Consider the following 21,230-nt stretch of genomic DNA (forward strand, 5'->3'; position numbering starts at 1 on the left):
GCAGCCAGAAGTGAGGGAATAAGAGCGTGTAAAGCCAGCATGACTATACCGTTCATTTTCCGCTACACCAGCAGCGCTGAACTTTATGCCTGAATCCGGAAATTTTTAGCTGTTTGTTTCGCGTCTGGCGCTTTTAGGACGAAATGCTGCTACTACCGCCTCATGCGTTTCCACATAAGGGCCATCCAGCAGCTGGATGCAGTAGGGCACGCTGGCGAAAATGCCGTGCACTTTCGCTTTGCCGTCCGCGTCCTTTAAGCCTTCCAGCGTCTCTTTGATCGATTTTGGCTGCCCCGGCAGATTAATCACCAGTGACTGCTTGCGGATCACGCCAACCTGGCGCGAAAGGATAGCGGTCGGCACAAAATTCAGGCTGATCTGACGCATCTGTTCGCCAAAGCCCGGCATTTCGCGATCCGCGATAGCCAGCGTAGCGTCTGGCGTCACGTCGCGTCTGGCCGGCCCGGTTCCGCCGGTAGTCAACACCAGATGGCAAAACAGCTCGTCCACCAGCTCGCAAATGGCGTGCTCAATCATCGGCTGCTCGTCGGGCACCAGCCGTTTCTCAACGGTAAAAGGCGTCGCCAGCGCCGTAGAAAGCCAGGCTTCCAGCGCCGGTAAGCCTTCGTCCTGATAGATGCCGTTAGCCGCGCGATCGGAAACGGAGATCAATCCTATGCGTAAAGTATTCATTGTGTCGTCACTGTGAGGCCGGCCGCGGGAGGGCGCGGTTTTATAAGGGGAACAGGGGAAGGATAAACATTGCCACGCTTGATGTACAGGACGCGGCCGGCGAGCCGACCGCGTGAGGGAATTACAGCAGTTCGGCGAGCATCTTATCCAGCTTGGCCTGGTCAAGCGCGAAGTTGCGAATGCCCTGCGCCAGCTTATCAACCGCCATTGGATCCTGGTTGTGCTCCCACAGGAATTCCGCTTCGGTCATTTTAGCGGGACGCGCTTTGACTTCGCCGGTGTAGGAGAGCTTACGCTCCAGCGTGCCTTCGCTTTCCGCCAGCTCTTTCAGCAGCGCCGGGGAGATGGTCAGACGGTCGCAGCCGGCCAGCTCAACGATCTCGCCTACGTTGCGGAAGCTTGCGCCCATGACCACGGTTTCGTAACCGTGCTGCTTGTAGTACTGGTAGATTTCAGACACGGAAACCACGCCCGGATCTTCATGCGGCGCGTACTCTTTCTTGTCGGTATTGGCTTTGTACCAGTCCAGAATACGGCCAACGAAAGGAGAGATCAGGTAGACGCCCGCTTCGGCGCAGGCGCGGGCCTGAGCGAAGGAGAACAGCAGCGTCAGGTTACAGTTGATGCCTTCTTTTTCCAGCTGCTCGGCGGCGCGAATGCCCTGCCAGGTGGAGGCCAGCTTGATCAGGATGCGGTCGTTGCTGATACCGGCATCGTTATAGAGCTTGATCAGCGCGCGCGCTTTATTGATGCTGCCTTCGGTGTCGTAAGAGAGACGCGCATCGACTTCCGTAGAGATACGACCCGGCACCAGCTTCAGGATCTCCAGACCAATTTTGACGTTCAGCATATCTGCCGCGTACTGGATCTGCTCTTCTTTGTTGCTGGTCTGCTCGCGCGCCCACGTTACGGCTTCATCGATCAGCTTACGGTATTCCGGGATCTGTGAGGCATTCAGGATCAGTGAAGGGTTAGTGGTAGCGTCTTGCGGTTGATACAGCTTCATCGCTGCGATGTCGCCGGTATCGGCAACAACGGTGGTGAGCTGGCGCAGGGAAGTCAGTTTGTCCGTCATGGTTGTCATTCTCTCAGAAGAGTTATCGGGTTCTTGAAACTGTCTGCCACGGATAATATCACGCGAGACCGACCATGCAAGGTAAGCTTGCGGCCAGGCCACTGAGTGCTAAATCGCGCCCTTTATTTAGCTAATTTGTCCGGGCCGATAGCAGTGATTTGTCGTGCCACGGCGCTTTTTTGCTACACTGCCTGCGCTTTTTTTTGCCCTCCGATGGCGTATTACATAAGGATTCTGTCATGTTGATGGTGATCTCCCCGGCCAAGACGCTGGATTTCGCAAGCCCGCTGGCGACCGCCCGCTTTACGCAGCCCGCGCTGCTGAATGATGCCAAAAAGCTGATTGACGTGGCGCGCGACTTGACGCCCGCGCAGATCGGCTCACTGATGAGCATCAGCGACAAGCTGGCCGATTTAAACGCCGGTCGTTTTCAGGCATGGCAAACGCCTTTTACGCCGGATAACGCGCGCCAGGCCATTCTGGCTTTTAAGGGCGACGTTTACGCCGGACTTCAGGCGGAGACCTTCAGCGAAGACGACTTCACCTTTGCCCAACAGCATCTGCGCATGCTTTCCGGGCTTTACGGCCTGCTGCGGCCGCTGGATCTGATGCAGCCTTACCGTCTGGAGATGGGCACTAAGCTGACCAACCCTGCCGGCAAAGATCTTTATGCCTTTTGGGGCGACAGGCTGACCGAAGCGCTGAACGCGGCGCTGGCGGAACAGGGCGACGACGTGCTGATTAACCTGGCTTCCGATGAGTATTTTAAAACGGTGAAGCCAGCGAAGCTGCAAGGCCGCATCGTCAAGCCGGTGTTCCTGGACGAGAAGAACGGCAAGTTTAAGGTCATCAGCTTCTACGCCAAAAAGGCCCGTGGCCTGATGAGCCGTTATATTATCGAGCGCCGCCTGACGCAGCCGGAACAGCTGAAAGCGTTCGACGTTGACGGCTACTTTTTTGTGGCTGACGAAAGCAGCGAGCGCGAGCTGGTGTTTAAACGTCACGAAATCGCCTGATACCGCTTTCGCGGGCGAGCCGCCTTTTCAGATCCAGCCATAGCGTTTTGTTATGGTGCCGAACCGCGCCGCCGATCGCTCTACTCAAGGTTTATCTGTATCAGCCTTGAGGTAATTATGGATCGGCAAGCGCTTCTTAAAACCGTCACTGACAGGGCCTGGCACGCCACGCATCCTCCCACCGTAAACGCCGCCGCGCCCACGCTGCAAAATCCGCTGCCCGTTGGCTCGCATGCCTGGCTGCAAGCGGCAGCGGCGCAGTTTGGCGTAGACGAAAAGGCGCAGCAGCAATTTGCCACAACCGGCCTGCTCCGCCTGGACGCGCTGCATGTAGTTATGATTTGCCAAAGCGAAGATCCCGTCCCGCTGTGGCTCGTCGTTGGCTATTTGCGCACGCCCCAGGCAATCCATTCTGAAACCTGGCAGCAGCTGTTGCTGCGCGCTAACGGCGTGGCGATGGCGATGAACGGCATCAGCCTCTCGCTGGATGAACAGGGTACGACGCTGCTGACCAGACGCCTGGCTTTTGACGCCGTTGATGATGCGCTGGCGCTGGCGGCCATCCTTAACGATATCGACGCCCTTGCCGCCAGCCTGATCGATTTACTGCTGTCTCTCGGCCAGCCCGAGGCAACGCAGCAAGCAGACAAAACGCCAGCACTGCCCGGCTGGGTCATGGGCTGGCAGCAGCAGACGGCTTTAAAAATCGATGCGCTGGCGGAACAGGCGCTGGCCGCCCGGTGGCACTACCCGCTGGTGCAGCAGGCTGTCGCCGCGTTAGAACTGCCCGCAACGCAATACCAGCTCAACGGCTGCCTCTGTTCGCTACGCTTTCCCGAGCGTGAGATAGCCATTACCGCCGACGGTGACGGCCGCCACCTTTTCCTTTCCACGCCGCTTGAGCTGAAGAAGGATGACGCCCGTCGGCTGCTGGTCGCCAACGGGGATTTACAGCCGCTGACGCACTGCTCGCTGGGGCTTTATCAGGAAGAGGTCAGCCTGCTCTGCCGCTGGGATTCCCTGGGGCTGGACGGCCTTGATTTAGCCGAATGGCTGGCAAATCTGATGACCCTGACCATGGCTTTCAGTAGCGATACACAGAGAGGCGACTTATGACTGATTCAATCCAGCGCGCGCCCGCCCTACAGCAGATGACCGTGCAGAACAGCCGGGGCGATATTGAAAGCGGCCCGCTGCCCACGGGGCCAGCGCGCGCGGCCAGGGCGAGCCACGCGGCAGGCCAGTTTTTTTCCGGCCTGGCGGAGGGCGCCAGAAAAGGGTTACAGACGACCTCGGGCGGCCTGCAAACCGTTGGCAACGCGGCATGGGGCGGCTTAAAAACCGGCGGCAGCTATGCCGCCGACAAAATGACGGTAGCGGGCAAAGCGGGCTGGCAGGGCACGAAGTATGTCGGTAATCAAAGCTGGAAAGGCGCAAAAATTGCCGGAAAAGCGAGCTGGAACGAAACCAAACACTCCGCCGTCACGCTGGGGAAATTCGCCTCTGCGCCGCTGCAAAACAAAGCCTGGGGCGCGCTGGGCGGCCATGCGCTACAGCAGATGGTGACCTGCGGGCTGCCGACGCTGATGCGCGAAGAGGCATTTATCGAGGCCTATAACATGATGCTGCCGCATCTGGCCGAGAAGCATCCGGCCGCCGCCGTGGGGCTTCAGGTCGCGGTGTCGCTGGCAAACATCGCCGCGCATCACCATATCAGGGAGCCGCGTCTGGCACGCGATCCGCAAAACAATGCTGTTGCCGTGCGCGGTCAGTTTGGCCTGAGTCCGGGCCAGGCAGACGTGATCCAGCGCGATAAGCCGCAGGAATGGCAAAATATGACGGACAAACACCAGCAGGACTCACAGCGCGTAACCGGGCAGCAGGTCGCCGCCGAACTGATGAATATAGGCATGTCGGCGGCTGGCGTGCTGACCGGCAACCCTGGCTTAACCACCCGCGTGCTCAGCACCCAGCTGCGCAACGTGCTTTACGCGGCCTCGCGCGAATCTTTGCAGGCGACCGGCAGCATGGTGGCCTCGCGCGACGGCAAACCAAGCCACGGCGTCAGCGATGGCGATATGCGCACCAACGGTGCCTGGTACACGCTGAATACGCTGGCGATGGGCATGTTGCAGGACGGTCTGATCCAGAAAGCGCTGCCGCAGGGCTATACCGTTTCCGGCCCTGAAATTCGCGATGCGGCCGGGCAGCGGCTCAGCGGGAAAGAGCTGCACGCGATGGCGGCGCTGGTTTCCGGCATCCGGGCAGCCTGCAACACCGTGATTGAGACGGGCGACGCCTTTCTGGGCAAGCATTATGACGCCAAACGCGCGGGCGACTCGCAGAAGTTCTCCCCTTCCCTGCCGATGAAAGATTATGGCCGCCTGCTGGATCACTCCATTGCCCGCCTGAGCTGGAATAACTTCGCCAATGCCAGCACCCTGGCCGCGCAGCAGGTGCTGAATGCGGCGACCAAAGGCTCGCTGTCGCCGCAGCTCTCCAGCCTGCTGAACAACGGCGGCACCGCAGCCGCGTTTGGCCTGACCTACAAGATGGTGAACCAGATCTATCAGGCGCACAGTAAAGTGCGCGCCGCCGTAGCAGCTGCCACCAGCGGGCCGGTGAATATCACCGCCGCCGGACAGCCGAATCCGGCAGCGGATAGCCGTAGCCAGCAGGCGATAGCCGCGCCGCCTTCCGGGCAGCAAACGGCCGCTATTCAGCCTTCAGGGTCACCACAATCAACCGGAAACTCAGGAGAGCCCTCCACCAGCGGGACGGCATAACAGGCAGGAAAAGACCCTTACGGGTAAGGGCCAATGTTTGATGACAGACTTAAAAGCCTGCGACTCTACACTGTCGTTTTTGATAGCGACACAACCGCTTCACAGCGGCAGAGGCTGAGCGGATAAGCGGACCGTTTTCGCGCATGGACGCGCGAAACGAGCCTACATGGACGTATTCACGGCGTGTCCGTGTTCCGATCTGCCTCCGCTGCTTTCCACCGGCCCCAATGCGACTTGATGACAGAGGATGAGTGTGTCAACAATCTCAGGCCCTTATGAATAAGGGCCGCAGGCGTTATTTGTAAAGCAGGAAGTCGCGCAGCTCGGCGAAATCGGCGGCCATCTTGTGCGACAGCAGCGGCAGATCGGCGCGATCCGCCAGCTCCTGCGGCAGCGGCAGCGTCTGGCCCAGGATTTCTTCCACGCTCTCCTTGAACTTGGCCGGATGCGCCGTCCCCAGGAACAGCCCGAACTCGCCTTCCTGTAGCTGATCGCGCAGCAGTCGGTAAGCGATAGCGGCGTGCGGCTCGGAGATATAGCCCAGATCCGCCAGCTCGCGCATAGTAGCGCGGGTGGTTTCATCATCTACCGCGCCAAAGCCCAGGTCGGTCAGGCGCCAGGTTTTGCGGCGGAACAACTCCTCAACGCGCGGCCAGTTGTTCGGCTGGCTGACGTCCATGGCGTTCGACAACGTGGAAACGGTAGCGGCAGGCAGCCACTCGCCGCCTTTCAGGAAGCGCGGCACGGTGTCGTTGGCATTGGTGGCGGCAATAAAACGCTTCACCGGCAGGCCCAGTGATTTCGCCAGCAGGCCCGCCGTCAGATCGCCGAAGTTACCGCTCGGCACCGACACCACCAGCTGATTGCGTTTTTCCTGCGGCAGCTGCGCCACCGCTTCAAAGTAGTAGCAAATCTGCGCCAGCAGGCGGCTGATATTGATCGAGTTCGCCGAGTTCAGCCCGATGGCCTTCTTCAGCAGCTCGTCGTCGAACGCCTGCTTGACCAGCGACTGGCAGGTGTCGAAATCGCCGTCGATAGCGATCGTCTGGATATTGCCGCCCAGCGTACAGAACAGCTTCTCCTGCAACGGGCTAATTTTGCCCTGCGGATAGAGGATCACCACGCGCACGTTGTCCATGCCGTAAAACGCATGGGCTACGGCCGCGCCGGTATCGCCAGAAGTGGCGGTCAGGATGGTAATCTTCTCGTCCGCGCCGCTGACGTAAGAGAGCATCTGCGCCATAAAGCGGCCGCCGAAGTCTTTAAAAGCCAGCGTCGGGCCGTGAAACAGCTCCAGCGCAGAAATATCGTCGGTGACTCTCGCTACCGGCGCGGGGAACGCAAACGCGTTTTTCACGCGCTCGTGCAGATGATGCGCGTCGATTTCGTCGCCGATAAAAGCAGAGAGAATTTTGCTGCTGCGGCTGACGAAATCCATTTCCAGCATGGCGTCGATATCGGTCAGCTCAAACTCCGGCAGCTCCAGCGGGAAAAACAGCCCCTGCTGGCTGCCCAGGCCCTGTTTAACCGCCTGTGAAAAGCTGACCTGCTCGTTGTGATCTTTCAGATTATAAAGTTTCATGCGTTATCCCAGTTTACGTGCGCCAGCCGTGTCTAAGCGGCAAATATGGACGAAGCCTTCCTCGTTTTGCAGGTAGTGCTGGCGAAGCCAGTCTGCCATGCGCTGCGCCGTGTCGGCCTGATTACAGACGGCGAACAGCGTCGGCCCGGAGCCGGAAATGCCGCAGGCCAGCGCGCCGATATCCTGGGCGGCCTGGCGGGCATTGGCGAAGCCCGGTAACAGTTTAGTGCGGTAGGGTTCGGCGATCACGTCGCGCATCAGCTTCGCCGCCAGTTCCGGCTGCTGAGTGTGGCAGGCGTGAATAAAGCCGCCCAGATAGCGGCCGTGTTTGATGATATCTTCTTTGCGATATTGCGCAGGCAGGATCGCACGCGCCTCGGCGGTGGAAACCTTGATGCCGGGATAGGCCATCACCCACAGCCAGTCATCAAAGCATGGCACCGGCTGGCTGATCGCGCCGTTCTCTTCCAGCATCAGCTGCAGGCCGCCCAGGAAACAGGGTGCCACGTTATCAAAGTGGACGCTGCCGGAAACCCGGCCTTCCAGCTCGCCCATCAGCGTCAGCAGCTGGTTGTCGTCAAGCGGCCTGCCGCAATGTTCGTTCATCGCCATCAGTCCGGCCACCACCGAACAGGCGCTAGATCCCAGACCGGAGCCGATCGGCATATTTTTTTCCAGCGTCATCGCTACCGGCACGCGTTTGCCTGTCGCCTCGCAAAAGCGATCCCAGCACTGCCAGACGATATTTTCCTGCGGATCGGCAGGCAGCTTGCTGACGAAGCGTCCCTCGTTGCGCAGGCTGAACTCGCTGGCCGCCTCCACTGTTACGCAGTCACCCAGCAGCGTTCCGTCGACGGGCGAAACCGCCGCGCCCAGCACGTCGAAGCCGACGCTGACGTTGCCGATTGAGGCTGGCGCATAGATCTTAACCATGTTTAAACTCCCAACTTCCATGACAAGGTGCGTAACAGATCGGCAAACACGCCCGCGGCGGTCACGTCGTTACCGGCACCGTAACCGCGCAGCACCAGCGGTATAGGCTGATAATAGCGGCTGTAAAAAGCTAAAGCATTTTCGCCGTTTTTGACTTTATACAGCGGATCGTTGCCGTCAACGGCGTCGATCTTCACGTGGCAGCGGCCGCCCTCTTCAATCACGCCGACAAAGCGCAACACTTTGTCCTCATCGGCCGCGCGGCGTACGCGGGCGGTAAAAGCGTCGTCCAGCTCCGGCAGCCGCTGCATAAAGGTTTCCACGTCCAGCGCGTTAAACGCCTCCGGCAGCACGGCTTCGATTTCGATATCGCTCAGCTCCAGCTGATAGCCCGCTTCACGCGCCAGAATCAGTAACTTGCGCGCCACGTCCATCCCGGAGAGATCGTCGCGCGGATCCGGCTCGGTAAAGCCCATTTCGCGCGCTGTACGGGTCGCTTCCGACAGCGACACGCCCTCGTCCAGCTTGCCGAAGATATAAGAGAGCGATCCGGACAGAATGCCGGAGAAACGCAGCAGCTCATCACCGGCGTTAAGCAGGTTTTGCAGATTTTCAATCACCGGCAGGCCCGCGCCCACGTTGGTATCGTACAGGAACTTGCGGCGCGATTTAGCCGCCGCCGCGCGCATCTGCTGATAGTACTGCCATGACGAGGTATTGGCCTTTTTGTTAGGCGTGACCACGTGAAAACCATCGGCCAGAAAATCCGCATACTGATCGGCTACGGCCTGGCTGGAGGTACAGTCGACAATCACCGGGTTAAGCAAATGATACTCTTTCACCAGACGGTTCAGGCGCGCCAGGTTAAAAGGCTCTTTGGCTTCCTGGAGCGCGGCCTGCCAGTTGTCCAGCGGAATGCCGTGCACGTTGGTCAGCAGCGCTTTGGAGTTGGCGATGCCGCAGACGCGCAGATCGATATGCTTGTTCTTCAGCCACGCCTGCTGGCGGGAAAGCTGTTCGATCAGCGCGGCGCCCACGCCGCCGATGCCGATCACAAACACTTCGATCACCTGGTCGGTGGCGAACAGCATCTGATGCACCACGCGCACGCCGGTCGTGGCGTCGTCATTATGCACCACCACGGAAATAGAGCGCTCTGAAGAGCCCTGCGCAATGGCCACGATATTGATATTGGCCCGCGCCAGCGCCGAGAAGAACTTCGCGGAGATGCCACGCAGCGTACGCATTCCGTCGCCCACCACCGAAATCACGGCCAGATTTTCCATTACGTCCAGCGGCTCCAGCAGTCCGTCTTTCAGCTCCAGGAAGAACTCGTCTTCCAGCACGCGACGGGCGCGCAGCTGATCGCTTTGCGGCACGCAGAAGCTGATGCTGTATTCGGAAGAAGACTGGGTGATCAGCACCACGGAAATGCCGCTGCGGGACATGGCGGCGAACACGCGCGCGGCCATGCCGATCATCCCTTTCATGCCGGGCCCGGAGACGTTAAACATCGCCATGTTATTTAGGTTGGTGATGCCTTTTACCGGGTTATCGTCGCTGGCGCTGTCGCCGCCGATCAGCGTGCCGGGCGCCTGCGGGTTGGCGGTATTTTTAATCAGGCAGGGAATTTGAAACTGGGCGATCGGCGTGATGGTGCGCGGATGCAGCACTTTAGCGCCGAAGTAGGAAAGCTCCATCGCCTCCTGATAGGACATGGTTTTCAGCAGGCGGGCGTCCGGCACCTGACGCGGATCGCAGGTGTAAACGCCATCGACATCGGTCCAGATTTCACAGCAGTCGGCGCGCAGACAGGCAGCCAGCACGGCGGCGGAGTAGTCGGAGCCGTTACGGCCCAGCACCACCAGCTCGCCCTTTTCGTTTCCGGCAGTAAAGCCCGCCATCAGGATCATATTTTCGGCAGGGATCTGCGCGGCGGCGATACGGCGAGTGGATTCAGGAATATCCACGGTGGACTCAAGATAGTGGCCAACCGCCAGCAGCTTTTCAACAGGATCGATCACGCTGACGCCGTAGCCGCGCGCCTGGAGCAGCCCTTCCATAATGGCGATCGACAGCTTCTCGCCGCGACAGATAATGGCGGCATTGACGCTGTCCGGGCACTGGCCGAGCAGGCCGATACCGTGCAGCACCTGCTTCAGCTGAGCGAACTCCGCATCCACCACGGCTTTCAGACGGGCGTAGGGAAATTTCAGCTCCGCTTCCGCCAGCCCTTGCAGCAAAACGTCAAAAATCTTTTCGGCATCGAGCAGGTTTACCTGCGCATCCTGCCCGCTGATGGTTTTTTCAATCATCGCCACCAGATGGTTGGTGATTTTGGCCGGCGCGGACAATACGGTAGCGACCTGTCCCTGCTTAGCATTGCTCTCCAGAATATCCGCCACGCGCAAAAATCTTTCCGCGTTGGCGACTGAGGTTCCACCGAATTTCAGCACTCGCATAATCATCTCCTGAATTTTTGCCGAAAAAAAAGCCCGCACTGTTTAAGGTGCGGGCTTTTTTTATTTTTTCCTGTATGCGTCAGCCCGCACCGTTACCTGTGGTAATGGTGGTGGTGGTAATAATGATTGTTGTCATCAGGCTGTAAGTACGCATTTTAGATTTTACTGTCTGTCTTGAATTTGTCCGCTTTCAGAAGTAAAGCAAAGCCCTGGCTAAGTCAATTTTTTTATCCGCAGGCGCAAATCGGCTGACAAAACGCCCGCCAGGGATTTGGCCTGAAAACAGATCTTAACCAAGGCGAAAGCCGCTTACCCTTAGCATGTCTTGCTATGTATAAAGCGTTAACCAGTTTTTTTATCTATAAGATTTTTTTCTATGTCGTGCAGCAGCCGGTGCAGCATAGCGGTGTCGCGCTGTTGCAGCGTGCCCAGACGCTGATCCAGCCAGTCGACCAGTTTGCGATCGTCGCTGACCTCAAGCCGCTCAACCAGCTGGCTGAGCCGCTGGCGCAGCGCCTTCAGCTGCTGACCGTCAGCCGTGACGGCCGGCACGGCGGCGACCTGACGCAGCGCCGACAGCTGATAGCAGTACACCATCACCGCCTGCCCAAGATTCAGCGAAGGATAGTCCGCCGCCATCGGAATGCCGGTCAGCAAATCCACCTGGTCTAACTCCTCATTCGTCAGGCCGGTATCCTCACGCCCAAACACCAGCGCCGCGCTGCCGATCCACTGCTGCTTTTCCGCCAGCTGGCTTTCTACCTGCTGCGGCGTGGCGTAATAGCGGAATTTTGCCCGGCTTCGCGCGGTGGTAGCGATGCTGAAGTCGATATCCACCAGCGCGGCAGCCAGCGAAGGCCAGTGCGTAGCCTGTTCCAGGATCTCGCCTGCGCCATGCGCGACCCGTCGTGCGCCCGCTTCCAGATGCGCCTGACTGTTTACGATCCGTAATTCATCAAATCCCATGGTTTTCATGGCGCGGGCCGCCGCCCCCACATTTTCAGGTCGGGCAGGTGAAACAAGTATCAGGGGAAAACGCATAAGGGCCTTCTTAAGTTCAGTGTGGACATATCCTGAGGGTCCCGTGGCATAAGATGGACGGGAAACCTCTGCTATCATTTTAACAAATCAACAACATACTAACGACCTGTCTGACCAGCTATAATTATAAACTACGGCTTTTTTCCGCTGATTTTAGCGATAAAAACATTTATCTGACGATAATCTCATGTAGTTCAGGCAATTAAGAATTGTTAAATTTTATCTATACTCTTTGCAAAGAAAGCCGTTTATTTTTTCATCTTTGCGCGGCGCTTATCCAGCTAAATCGCCCTTTGGCGGGGCGTTTTTCAACGGCACCTCAACGTGCTACAATTGGATTGATATAAGTCAATTAAGCTTTATTTATTGGCTGTTGGTCGTGGCTTGTGCTGTTATGTTGCTGTTAATGAGGTTAGGATATACGCCATTTTTGACCTTGCCGAGACAGGGAATATACTTTTTTATCTGGTATTTTCCGGTCCATGAATGGCTTGTGAACATATTCCGTACAGCCCGCGTTACGCGTCAATCGGCGCCCGCGTATTACCCATACGGTAAATGCTGTATGCCCATATCGTTTTTTGGCAATTTTAGGTAGCGAACACATGCAGACCCCGCACATACTTATCGTTGAAGACGAATTAGTTACTCGCAATACTCTCAAAAGTATTTTTGAGGCCGAAGGCTACATGGTTTATGAAGCTACGGACGGTGCAGAAATGCATCAGGTTTTGACAGAGAACGACGTCAACCTGGTCATCATGGATATAAACCTTCCCGGCAAAAACGGCCTGCTGCTGGCGCGCGAACTGCGTGAACAGGCCAACGTGGCGCTGATGTTCCTGACCGGCAGGGACAACGAAGTCGATAAGATCCTCGGCCTTGAGATCGGGGCGGATGACTATATCACCAAGCCTTTCAACCCGCGTGAGCTAACTATCCGCGCCCGTAATCTGCTGTCGCGCACCATGAATCTGGCGCCGCACAGCGAGGAGCGCAAGCTGGTTGAAAGCTATCGCTTTAACGGCTGGGAGCTGGATATCAACAGCCGCTCGCTGATTGGCCCGCAGGGCGAACAGTACAAGCTGCCGCGTAGCGAATTCCGCGCGATGCTGCACTTCTGCGAGAATCCGGGCAAAATCCAGACCCGCGCCGATCTGCTGAAAAAAATGACCGGCCGCGAGCTGAAGCCGCACGATCGCACCGTGGACGTCACCATCCGCCGCATTCGTAAACATTTTGAGTCCACGCCGGACACGCCGGAAATTATCGCCACTATTCATGGTGAAGGTTACCGTTTCTGCGGCGACCTGCAGGAGTAAGCCGGTGCTGCGTTGAGGGGTCGTTTTTCGCGGCCCCCTCTCGCTTGCCTTAGCGGCTCCAGGGCATGATGGGAACGGCGCTTAACGCATTTTTAGGCGAGCCTTCCACCACCTTGTCGGAATAGCTAAGGTAAATAAGCGCGTTACGTTTGCGGTCGTAAAAGCGGACTACCTGTAGCTTTTTGAACACCAGCGAGGTGCGCTTACGAAACACCACTTCACCTTCTGCTTTCCCTTGGGCAATCTTGTCGCTGAGCGTTATCGGCCCAACCTGCTGGCAGGAAATAGCGGCATCCGACGTATCTTCCGCCAGACCTAACCCGCCTTTGATCCCGCCGGTTTTTGCCCGGCTGAGGTAGCAGGTCACGTTTTGTACATCGGGATCGTCAAAGGCTTCGACCATAATCTTATGATCGGGCCCAAACACTTTAAAGGTGGTATCGACCGAGCCGACCACTTCGGCGCGCACCGCAAGAGGGGTGAGCATTATTGCCGTGACCATTAACATTTTTTTCATTGTCATAACGTTACCATTGCATAGAAAATAGATGACATTGTAAGTTACCTCGCTTAGCGCTTTTACGCTGGCGGACCTGGCGTGCCCCGGTATAGCATACCGGACTAACAAAACGAAAGTTCACTCTCAGCAATCCCAGAACTGCTGCTGCACCAATATTAACCAGGATGAGGACGTTTTATGGATCAAGCCGGTATCATTCGCGACTTGCTAGTCTGGCTTGAAGGCCACCTTGACCAGCCGCTGTCTCTGGATCACGTCGCAGCCAGAGCAGGCTATTCAAAATGGCATTTGCAAAGGATGTTTAAAGAAGTTACCGGTCATGCTATCGGCGCCTATATTCGTGCACGTCGGCTGTCAAAAGCCGCGGTCGCGCTGCGCCTGACCAGCCGCCCTATTCTGGATATTGCCCTGCAGTATCGCTTCGACTCGCAGCAGACCTTTACGCGCGCGTTTAAAAAACAGTTTAACCAGACGCCGGCCTGGTATCGTCGCGCCTCCGACTGGCACTCCTTCGGCCTGCGTCCGCCGATCCGGCTGGATGACTTTCAGCTGCCCGAAGCCACTTACGTCACCCTGCCGGAAACGATGCTGGTGGGACAAACGCAAAGCTATACCTGCACGCTGGAGCAGATTTCCAGCTATCGCGATGAGATGCGCCTGCATTTCTGGCGGCAGTTCCTGACGGAAACGGACACCATTCCGCCCGTGCTGTACGGCCTGCACCAGTCGCGGCCCAGCGTGGAAAAAGATGACGAGCAGGAAATTCTCTACACCACCGCCGTGCCGTCCGATAAGCTTTTCCATCCCGTCCCGGCAACGCAAACGGTGCTGCTGGAAGGCGGCGAGTACGTGCAGTTTACCTACGAAGGGCCGAGAACCAGCCTGCAGGAGTTTATCCTGCTGCTTTACGGTACCTGTATGCCGACGCTACAGCTGACGCGCCGCCACGGGCAGGATATTGAGCGTTTCCACACGCACGGCGGCAAAAGGCAGCCGGAACCGCCACAAGATATCCGCTGCGAATATCTGATCCCGATCCGCCGCCAGGCTGAGGAGTAAGCCGGTTCAGCCCGGCTTCGCGTCTTCGTTAGCGTTGCAGCTCGTCCAGCGCGGGCGCATCCAGATGCGACACGTCTCCCGCCGTTTCCACTACCCAACCGGACGCCAGCCAGGCGCTCTTTTGGTAATCGACGCGGGAAATGGAGCAGTTGCGCAGCCGTAGCCGACGCTCGGCCCACGCAGGCAGCCCCAGCAGCGTACTCACCAGCACGCCCAGCGCCATACCGTGGCTGACCAGCAGCGGACGGCTGCCGGCGGGCAGGTTCAGACAGGCGTTCAGCGCCTCGTGCATTCGCGCGGCCAGCTCCGTCATCGACTCGCCGTTCGGGATACGACCGTTTTCGGTGCCGTTGATCAGCGTGGCGCGCCAGCTCTCTTCTTCCGGCGTCAGCGAATCCAGCGGGCGCTTTTCCAGCACGCCCATATTCAGCTCGCGCAGACGCGGCTCCAGCGTCACTTCACAGCCGCAGGCGTCCGCGATGATTTCAGCCGTGCGTTTGGTGCGGCCCAGGTCGCTGGCGATGACGTGAGTAATGCCCAGATGTTTCATCCGTTCACCCACCTGCTGCGCCTGCTGCTCTCCTTTAGCCGTCAGCGCGCTGTCCGACTGTCCCTGAATGCGTCTCGCTGCATTCCAAAGCGTTTCTCCGTGGCGAACAAGATAGACCTGTAACATTGCTGTTTTCCGTTATACTGCGGCAAATTTGCGTAAGGGGTTCAAACAATTATGTACCATGTTGTCGCTGCAACCATTAATCCGGCAAAAATTAAGGCAATTTCTCAGGCTTTCAGCGATATTTTCGGTGAGGGATCCTGCCATATGGAGGGCGTCGAGGTCGACAGCGGCGTGGCCCTGCAGCCCCTTACCGATGCAGAAACGAGAACTGGCGCACGCCAGCGCGTGCAAAATGCCCGTCAGCTGCGTCCGCAGGCGGATTTTTGGGTGGCGATTGAAGCCGGTATTGAAGGCGAAAGCGCGTTTGCCTGGATGGTGATTGAAAACCGTCAGCAGCGCGGCGAGTCACGCTCCGCCAGCTTTACGCTGCCGCCGGTGGTGCTGAAAGGCATTGCGGCCGGACGCGAACTGGGCGAAGTGATGGCGAGCCTGACCGGCATTGAAAACATCAAGCATAAGGGCGGCGCGATCGGCGCCTTTACCGCCGGGCAGCTCAGCCGCACCAGCGTCTATCATCAGGCGCTGATCCTGGCGCTCTGCCCTTTCCATAACGCGGTATACCAGCAAAGCGCCGACGGATCAGATCTTATCTGAACCGTTCAGCAGCTGCGCCTCCAGCCAGGTTTTCAGGGCAGGCGGCGCGCTTTTCAGGCTGTTCGAGCCACGGGTGATAGTAGCGATGCCGACGCCCAGATCGTTTTTCAGCTCGCGCTGGCTCATCTCGCCGCGCATCAGCTCTTCGATAATACGCAGGCGCGTGCCCAGCGCCTCGCGTTCGTCCGGCGTCATCATCAGCTGAAGTAGCGGCAGGTGCAGTCCGTTGTCAAAAGCGTGCTGGAGCAGCACAACAAAGCGCTGCCACTCTTCGTTGTGCGGTTCCATCGTTACGGGAATGGAAGGTTCAGTCATAGGTGGCCCATACTCTTTAACTAGTACAGCAGTCTAGCACAGGCCGGGCGGGATCAATAGCGTCGCTGCCACTCGCCGTCAGAGAGAATATTGTCCGACTGCCGCATAAAGTGACGATAGTAGGCATCGTAAGCCAGCACGTTTTTTACATAGTTACGCGTTTCCGAAAAAGGAATGGTTTCGATAAAAGCGACCGCGTCCAGGCGGCCAGCGCTGTTCCCCAGCCACGTTCTGACCCGTGACGGCCCGGCGTTATAGGCCGCCGAAGAAAAAATGCGGTTCTGGCCGAACTGTTGATAGACCGATTCCAGATACTGGGTGCCGATCTGGATATTGGTTTCCGCATCCAGCAGCTGGCTGCTGTTGCTGTAGCCCGGCAGGCTATAGACCTTCACCGTATGCTGCGCGGTCGCGGGCATGACCTGCATCAGCCCGGATGCGCCAACCGGCGAGCGGGCTTTCGGATTCCAGGCGCTCTCCTGGCGGGCAATCGCCATCGCGTAGCTGACAGGGATCGCTTTGCCTTCCGTATAGCGCTTAAACTGTTCCTGATAGGCCAGCGGGAAGCGCTCCTTCAGGCTGTTCCACAGTTTGCCGGAAATGGTCGCCTGCACGCTGAGCACCCACCAGTTCTGCTCGTAGGCGTAGCGCGCCAGCTGCTGCTGCTGGCTGCGGCTTTTGCTGCCGACCAGGTAGCTCCATTCGGTTCGCGCCAGGTTATCCATATTCCAGTACATCAGTTCACGCACGCGGGCGATTTCCGGCCCCTGAGTCAGGCTGCGCTCTACCGACGGCGCCTCGTCAATCTGTAGGGGATAGGCAACGCCAAGACGCTGGGCGGCGACCATCGGATAGAAGCCGCGCTCCTGCATCAGGCCGCGCAGAATTTTATCGGCTTCCTCTTTGCGGCCCTGCTCCAGCAGCAGATCGGCCTGCCAGTACTGCCATTCATCTTTCTGCTTGGTTTCTACCGGCAGTCGGGCGATCCAGGTGTTCAGCCCGCGACGATCGTTGTTGCCCAGCGACATCCTGACGCGGCGCTCGATTAGCGCATCGGAATCGCTGCGCATCACCACGTCATCGCGCCAGCGCGCCTGTTCCGTCGTCACGTCGCTGCCCATTAATCGCCACGCGACCGCCTCTTTCAGGCTCTGCTCTTCCTGCTCGCTCATCTTTTGCAGCCGCACCAGCGTCGGGATCATCGCGCGGGCGTTTTCGGCATCTTCACGCGCCACGCGCGCGAAAGCGATGGCGGTGGCCTGGCGGGTAAAATCGGTCGGGCCGGCGATACGGGCAAAGGCCTCCACGTTTTGCGGATTGTTTTGCAAATCTTTCACCGCGCTGGCGATGGTCTGATAATCCTCAGGAAGCTGATCCGCCAGGAAATTCACCAGGTTGCTGTTGCCGGCCACCATAGCCAGACGAATACGCTCCAGCGTGGTAATCGGCGTCTGTTCACCTGCCGCCTGCCAGGCGCTGAACAGCCTGTCGCAGCCCGGCGGCAGCGAGGTGCCGCGTAGCCAGATCGTTTTAGCGCCTTTCCAGGCCACCTGCTCCTCGCCAGTGGCCCATTTGGCGTAGTACCAGTTGCAGCGTGCGGCAACAGGTTTAGGTTCGGTCGGGCTGAACACCAGCAGGCCGCGCCAGTCTTCGCGTCGCGCCAGCTCGTTGATAAAGCTTGAGGAAAGCGCGCGAACCGGCGGCAGCGTCGGGTTTTTTTTAATAAAATCGTTGATAACGAAGCTGCTCTGCTGATCGAGGCTTTGCGCCAGCTCGCGATATTCAAGATAGGGATAAAGCGGGTAATCGCGCAGCGTGGGCATCAGCTGCGCAACCTGATCCATCTGTTTATTGTCCCAGGCCTGCTTGATTTGCAGGTAGCGCGTGCGCTGCGCATCCAGCGAATCCGCGTGCGCCGTGCCTGTTACTATCGCCAGGCAAACGCCTGCCGCCCAAAACCGCCACTTGTCCGCCATGACTTTTCCCACGTTAACGCCTCTCTTTGTCCTGTGCTTACCATTAAAGCTCTTAACATGCTAACCAGGCCTGGCGACTCCCGCTATGCCGCATCGGCAAATTTACTTAACCTGACTTCTTTAAACGTCGGGTCAACAGGGCCTCGTCAGGCTATTTTGGCTGGCTAAAGGTTAATTGCGATCAACAATCCTTACCCTGCTTTCCTTCAGCATAGCCTTCCTTGCTCGCCTCAACGCTACCCGCCTTTAGCCTGTCTGGCGGAGAACAGCCATCTGACTCACTGATGTTATGACGTTGGTAGCGGGTTCTGTTATCCATTTCCCGCAAGGATTACCTGTGATGCAAAAATTAAAATCGCCGCCTGCCTGGTATCGTTATGATGCGGCTGGCGTAATAAAAAGAATGCAGAGTCATGAATCGGGGCTTTCCGCAGAAGAGGCGCAGAAACGTCTGGTCGGCCTCGGCCCCAATACGCTGCCGCCGCGCAGGCGTCGGTGCCCGCTGATGCGCCTGCTGACCGCGCCAATCTGCGTTCTGCTGTTGGCTTCGGTGTTAACCGCCGTTACCGAACATTGGCTGGATACCGGCGCCATCCTTGTCGTTATCCTGCTTAACCTGCTGGCTAACTGGCTACAGCAAAACGCCGCGCAAAGCTCGCCAAATCTTGCAGACGGCTTTCCCGATCGCGCAAGCGTCAGGCGCGACGGTAATATTCTGCAGGTGGATACCCGCAGCCTGGTGCCGGGCGACATCATTATGCTGGGCGCGGGCGATAAAGTCCCTGCCGATCTTCGCCTGATCGAGGCGCAGAATCTGCGGGTGGATGAAAGCATGTTAACGGGAGAAGCGACCGCCGTTGCCAAACAAACGGCCGCGACCGAAGGCGAACGGCCTGCGGAAGCCCGCAGCAATATGCTTTTTTGCGGCTCCACGCTGGTTTCAGGCTGCGCCACCGGTATTGCGGTAGCCACCGGAGCAAAAACGCAGCTGGGCCGCATCGAGGCAGCCCTGTGCTCTGTCAGACCGCGCCGGACGCCGCAGCTAAGATCGTTCGACAGGCTCGGCAACGGCTTCTGGCTGCTGATGGTCACGCTGATCGCTTTTCTGTTCTTCTATGCGCTGCTGCGGCACAGCCTGCCGATGCAGGGACTGATGCAGACGCTGGCCGGTCTGGCGGTTGCCGCCGTGCCGGCAGGGCTGCCGATGATTATCGTGCTGGCGCTGGCGTTGAGCATATGGCGCCTGAGGAAAATGAATATTGCCGTCCGCCATCTCTCCACGGCGGAAACGCTGGGCGCGCTGAGCGTCGTCTGCTGCGATAAAACCCACTCGCTGACGATGAACGAAATGACGGTCAGGGCGCTGATCCTGCACGAAGAAACGATCCGCGTAGAGGGCAACGGCTACCAGCCGACAGGCCGCTTTTTACAGGACAAAGACTGTAGCGTCATAGCGCCAGCCGTACACGCCCGGCTCCGCGACCTGCTAAGAAATATGGATCTGTGCAGCGACAGCACGCTGCTAAAAGATGAGGGAAAAAACTGGCGCATCACCGGCGAGCCGACGCAGGCCGCGCTTAAGATGGCGGCTGCCAAAGCGCACCTGCCTGAACGGGCGGCGCTGCTGCTGGATAAGCTGCCGTTTGATGAGCTCAGAAAGTATCAGGCAACGCGCCATCTGGTTGACGGCGAAAGCTATATTCTGGCGCTCGGCGAGCCGGAAGCGCTGCTGCGGATATGCGACTTCCAGCAGACCGGACAGGGTCTGGAAGCGCTGGATGTTGCCTGGTGGCAGCAGCAAATAGCGCACCACGCTGCAGAAGGCCTGCACCTTATTGCCAGCGCCTGTCGTCCGGCCGATAAAACCCAGGCCGCGCTTTGCCACGACGATTTGCAAAACGGCCTGGTTTTCTGCGGCATAGCGGCCATGATAGATCCACCGCGTCCTGAAGCAGCCAGAGCGATTGCCGACTGCCAGCGTGCCGGGATCCGGGTAAAAATGCTGGCCGACGACCCTGTGGCAACGGCGCTGGCCATTGGTCGAATGACAGGCATTGGCGGCAGCCATAGCGAGTTGACCGGCCGCCAGCTGGAGCGAATGAGCGATATTGAGCTGGCCCGGGTGGTGGATCGCTATGACATCTTTGTGGGCATGACGCCCGCGCACAGGCAACGGCTGGTCGCCGCGCTGCAAAGCCAGGGCGAAGTGGTCGGCATCACCGGCAACGGCGCTCAGGATATCCCCGCGCTCAAACAGGCCGATGTCGGAATAGCGACACAGGCTGCAAACGGCAGCGCGACAAAAGCGATCGCCGATCTCGTGCTGCCCGATAATCATTTCGCCGCGCTTATCAGCGCCGTACAGGAAGGCCAGCGCCTTCGTGACGGCCTGAAAAAAGCGGGACGCTTTATGCTGCCAATCTGCCTGGCGCAGACGCTGCTGTTTATCGCTGCCCTGCTGGCAGGAAAATTTATTCCGATCGCGCCTCTTCAGGTTTTATGGATAAATGTCGCGGCGTCGGTCACGCTTGCCGTTAGCCTTATCAGCGGAAAAACAGCGTCCACGCCTGTCTGTTTCCGGCCGCGCGAAGCGAGCCGGTCGGCACAAGGCTGCCGGTTCTGGCACCTCGGCTTTACAGGCGTAACCATTATGCTGAGCGCTTTCGTAACCGAGCTGTGGCTGCAATCACGCGGCTACGAACCAAAATTTATTCACGCCGTGCTGCTGCAAACGCTGATCGTGGCGCAGTGGGTCTGGCTGCTGAACTGCCGCGAACCGGCGCGATCTTCGCTCAATACCGGCCTGCTGAAAGATTATGGTTTCTGGCTGGCGAGCGCTCTGCTCGCGCTGTTGCAGCTGGCTCTGTTCGGCCTGCCGGTGATGCAAAGCCTGTTTGCCACCGTGCCGCTGCCGCAGGAAATCCGGCTGCTTACGCTGGCCGTCGGCGCGCTGCTGTTTGCCGTATTCGAGCTGGAAAAAATGCTGACGCGGCGCCGACAGCAGTCCGCCATCAAACAGTGGCATCCGGCAGAATAATAGCGCACGGCCTGGGCGCCGCTCGCTGCGGCCCCTGGTGCTGTACGTTCCCGCACGGCCGGCTTCCTTATCGCCCCTTTTTTGTTCATTCGCTGCCCAAATAACGTGCACCCTCGCCTGATTATTTATTTAAATAGTTAATA

Annotated in this window: 18 protein-coding genes and 1 other annotated feature; of the genes, 7 read left to right on the forward strand and 11 right to left on the reverse strand. The window is 58.4% G+C overall.

Annotation, left to right across the window (positions count from 1 at the left end):
* Positions 1-105 precede the first annotated feature (105 nt).
* Positions 106-693, reverse strand: coding sequence for a molybdopterin adenylyltransferase (mog, locus tag ACA373_RS14805; protein ID WP_125290515.1), 588 nt, complete (start codon positions 691-693; stop codon positions 106-108).
* A 121-nt stretch (positions 694-814) separates the two neighbouring features.
* Positions 815-1,768 carry a transaldolase gene (tal, locus tag ACA373_RS14810; RefSeq protein ID WP_253455383.1) on the reverse strand — a complete coding sequence of 318 codons (954 nt, stop codon included), beginning with the start codon at positions 1,766-1,768 and terminating at the stop codon, positions 815-817.
* A 239-nt stretch (positions 1,769-2,007) separates the two neighbouring features.
* On the opposite strand from tal, the gene yaaA reads away from it, so the two are divergent.
* The 3 genes from yaaA to ACA373_RS14825 all read left to right on the forward strand — a co-directional run bounded on the left by yaaA (position 2,008) and on the right by ACA373_RS14825 (position 5,570).
* A complete protein-coding gene (gene yaaA, locus ACA373_RS14815) occupies positions 2,008-2,784 on the forward strand; it encodes a peroxide stress protein YaaA (protein ID WP_301730176.1) in 777 nt (258 codons plus the stop codon).
* A 117-nt stretch (positions 2,785-2,901) separates the two neighbouring features.
* Positions 2,902-3,900 (forward strand): type III secretion system chaperone, encoded by a 999-nt coding sequence (locus tag ACA373_RS14820; RefSeq protein WP_370734732.1) that lies wholly within the window; start codon positions 2,902-2,904, stop codon positions 3,898-3,900.
* Complete coding sequence (locus ACA373_RS14825) at positions 3,897-5,570, forward strand: hypothetical protein (protein ID WP_369895273.1); 1,674 nt, start codon at positions 3,897-3,899, stop codon at positions 5,568-5,570. The genes ACA373_RS14820 and ACA373_RS14825 overlap by 4 nt, the downstream gene beginning before the upstream one ends.
* Before the next feature lie 295 nt (positions 5,571-5,865).
* On the opposite strand, the gene thrC is transcribed toward ACA373_RS14825, so the two are convergent.
* The 5 genes from thrC to ACA373_RS14850 form a co-directional block, all read right to left on the reverse strand.
* Positions 5,866-7,152: a threonine synthase gene (gene thrC / locus ACA373_RS14830; protein ID WP_301252432.1), complete on the reverse strand. Its 1,287-nt coding sequence runs from the start codon at positions 7,150-7,152 to the stop codon at positions 5,866-5,868.
* A gap of 3 nt (positions 7,153-7,155) precedes the next feature.
* Entirely contained in the window at positions 7,156-8,085 is a 930-nt protein-coding gene (gene thrB, locus ACA373_RS14835; protein ID WP_253455389.1) for a homoserine kinase, read from the reverse strand.
* A gap of 2 nt (positions 8,086-8,087) precedes the next feature.
* Positions 8,088-10,547, reverse strand: coding sequence for a bifunctional aspartate kinase/homoserine dehydrogenase I (gene thrA / locus ACA373_RS14840; RefSeq protein ID WP_370734733.1), 2,460 nt, complete (start codon positions 10,545-10,547; stop codon positions 8,088-8,090).
* A gap of 22 nt (positions 10,548-10,569) precedes the next feature.
* Positions 10,570-10,694: a sequence feature (Thr leader region), on the reverse strand.
* Positions 10,627-10,701: a thr operon leader peptide gene (gene thrL / locus ACA373_RS14845; protein WP_301252455.1), complete on the reverse strand. Its 75-nt coding sequence runs from the start codon at positions 10,699-10,701 to the stop codon at positions 10,627-10,629. (Overlaps the previous feature by 68 nt.)
* 188 nt (positions 10,702-10,889) lie before the next feature.
* Positions 10,890-11,588: a tRNA/rRNA methyltransferase gene (locus ACA373_RS14850; RefSeq protein WP_301730180.1), complete on the reverse strand. Its 699-nt coding sequence runs from the start codon at positions 11,586-11,588 to the stop codon at positions 10,890-10,892.
* Positions 11,589-12,193: 605 nt separating this feature from the next.
* Here ACA373_RS14850 and arcA point away from each other — a divergent pair.
* Positions 12,194-12,910, forward strand: a complete 717-nt coding sequence (arcA, locus tag ACA373_RS14855; RefSeq protein ID WP_125290506.1) for a two-component system response regulator ArcA — start codon at positions 12,194-12,196, stop codon at positions 12,908-12,910.
* 49 nt (positions 12,911-12,959) lie between these two features.
* Here arcA and creA read toward each other — a convergent pair whose 3' ends face one another.
* Complete coding sequence (gene creA / locus ACA373_RS14860) at positions 12,960-13,433, reverse strand: protein CreA (RefSeq protein ID WP_253455395.1); 474 nt, start codon at positions 13,431-13,433, stop codon at positions 12,960-12,962.
* Between the two features lie 174 nt (positions 13,434-13,607).
* On the opposite strand from creA, the gene robA reads away from it, so the two are divergent.
* Entirely contained in the window at positions 13,608-14,489 is an 882-nt protein-coding gene (robA, locus tag ACA373_RS14865; RefSeq protein WP_370734734.1) for an MDR efflux pump AcrAB transcriptional activator RobA, read from the forward strand.
* A gap of 28 nt (positions 14,490-14,517) precedes the next feature.
* On the opposite strand, the gene gpmB is transcribed toward robA, so the two are convergent.
* Positions 14,518-15,165: a 2,3-diphosphoglycerate-dependent phosphoglycerate mutase GpmB gene (gpmB, locus tag ACA373_RS14870; protein WP_253455399.1), complete on the reverse strand. Its 648-nt coding sequence runs from the start codon at positions 15,163-15,165 to the stop codon at positions 14,518-14,520.
* Between the two features lie 51 nt (positions 15,166-15,216).
* Here gpmB and yjjX point away from each other — a divergent pair, with 51 nt between their 5' ends.
* Entirely contained in the window at positions 15,217-15,759 is a 543-nt protein-coding gene (gene yjjX, locus ACA373_RS14875) for an inosine/xanthosine triphosphatase (protein WP_253455401.1), read from the forward strand.
* On the opposite strand, the gene trpR is transcribed toward yjjX, so the two are convergent.
* Together trpR and sltY are read right to left on the reverse strand one after the other, a co-directional pair.
* Complete coding sequence (gene trpR, locus ACA373_RS14880; protein WP_125290501.1) at positions 15,745-16,074, reverse strand: trp operon repressor; 330 nt, start codon at positions 16,072-16,074, stop codon at positions 15,745-15,747. The genes yjjX and trpR overlap by 15 nt on opposite strands.
* 53 nt (positions 16,075-16,127) lie before the next feature.
* The gene (gene sltY / locus ACA373_RS14885; protein WP_301252454.1) at positions 16,128-18,050 is read right to left on the reverse strand and encodes a murein transglycosylase; all 1,923 of its coding nucleotides are present in this window, start codon (positions 18,048-18,050) and stop codon (positions 16,128-16,130) included.
* A gap of 340 nt (positions 18,051-18,390) precedes the next feature.
* On the opposite strand from sltY, the gene ACA373_RS14890 reads away from it, so the two are divergent.
* Complete coding sequence (locus ACA373_RS14890; protein ID WP_370734735.1) at positions 18,391-21,087, forward strand: cation transporting ATPase C-terminal domain-containing protein; 2,697 nt, start codon at positions 18,391-18,393, stop codon at positions 21,085-21,087.
* Positions 21,088-21,230 lie beyond the last annotated feature (143 nt).

Origin of the sequence: Erwinia sp. STN24 (assembly GCF_041320675.1) — a bacterium.
Classification (GTDB): Bacteria; Pseudomonadota; Gammaproteobacteria; order Enterobacterales; family Enterobacteriaceae; genus Erwinia; species Erwinia aeris.

Excerpts from the sequence above, each read along its gene's own strand:
- mog (WP_125290515.1), bottom strand. The coding sequence starts at position 693 with ATGAATACTTTACGCATAGGATTGATCTCCGTTTCCGATCGCGCGGCT.
- tal (WP_253455383.1), bottom strand. The coding sequence starts at position 1,768 with ATGACGGACAAACTGACTTCCCTGCGCCAGCTCACCACCGTTGTTGCC.
- yaaA (WP_301730176.1), top strand. The coding sequence starts at position 2,008 with ATGTTGATGGTGATCTCCCCGGCCAAGACGCTGGATTTCGCAAGCCCG.
- ACA373_RS14820 (WP_370734732.1), top strand. The coding sequence starts at position 2,902 with ATGGATCGGCAAGCGCTTCTTAAAACCGTCACTGACAGGGCCTGGCAC.
- ACA373_RS14825 (WP_369895273.1), top strand. The coding sequence starts at position 3,897 with ATGACTGATTCAATCCAGCGCGCGCCCGCCCTACAGCAGATGACCGTG.
- thrC (WP_301252432.1), bottom strand. The coding sequence starts at position 7,152 with ATGAAACTTTATAATCTGAAAGATCACAACGAGCAGGTCAGCTTTTCA.
- thrB (WP_253455389.1), bottom strand. The coding sequence starts at position 8,085 with ATGGTTAAGATCTATGCGCCAGCCTCAATCGGCAACGTCAGCGTCGGC.
- thrA (WP_370734733.1), bottom strand. The coding sequence starts at position 10,547 with ATGCGAGTGCTGAAATTCGGTGGAACCTCAGTCGCCAACGCGGAAAGA.
- ACA373_RS14850 (WP_301730180.1), bottom strand. The coding sequence starts at position 11,588 with ATGCGTTTTCCCCTGATACTTGTTTCACCTGCCCGACCTGAAAATGTG.
- arcA (WP_125290506.1), top strand. The coding sequence starts at position 12,194 with ATGCAGACCCCGCACATACTTATCGTTGAAGACGAATTAGTTACTCGC.
- creA (WP_253455395.1), bottom strand. The coding sequence starts at position 13,433 with ATGACAATGAAAAAAATGTTAATGGTCACGGCAATAATGCTCACCCCT.
- robA (WP_370734734.1), top strand. The coding sequence starts at position 13,608 with ATGGATCAAGCCGGTATCATTCGCGACTTGCTAGTCTGGCTTGAAGGC.
- gpmB (WP_253455399.1), bottom strand. The coding sequence starts at position 15,165 with ATGTTACAGGTCTATCTTGTTCGCCACGGAGAAACGCTTTGGAATGCA.
- yjjX (WP_253455401.1), top strand. The coding sequence starts at position 15,217 with ATGTACCATGTTGTCGCTGCAACCATTAATCCGGCAAAAATTAAGGCA.
- trpR (WP_125290501.1), bottom strand. The coding sequence starts at position 16,074 with ATGACTGAACCTTCCATTCCCGTAACGATGGAACCGCACAACGAAGAG.
- sltY (WP_301252454.1), bottom strand. The coding sequence starts at position 18,050 with ATGGCGGACAAGTGGCGGTTTTGGGCGGCAGGCGTTTGCCTGGCGATA.
- ACA373_RS14890 (WP_370734735.1), top strand. The coding sequence starts at position 18,391 with ATGCAAAAATTAAAATCGCCGCCTGCCTGGTATCGTTATGATGCGGCT.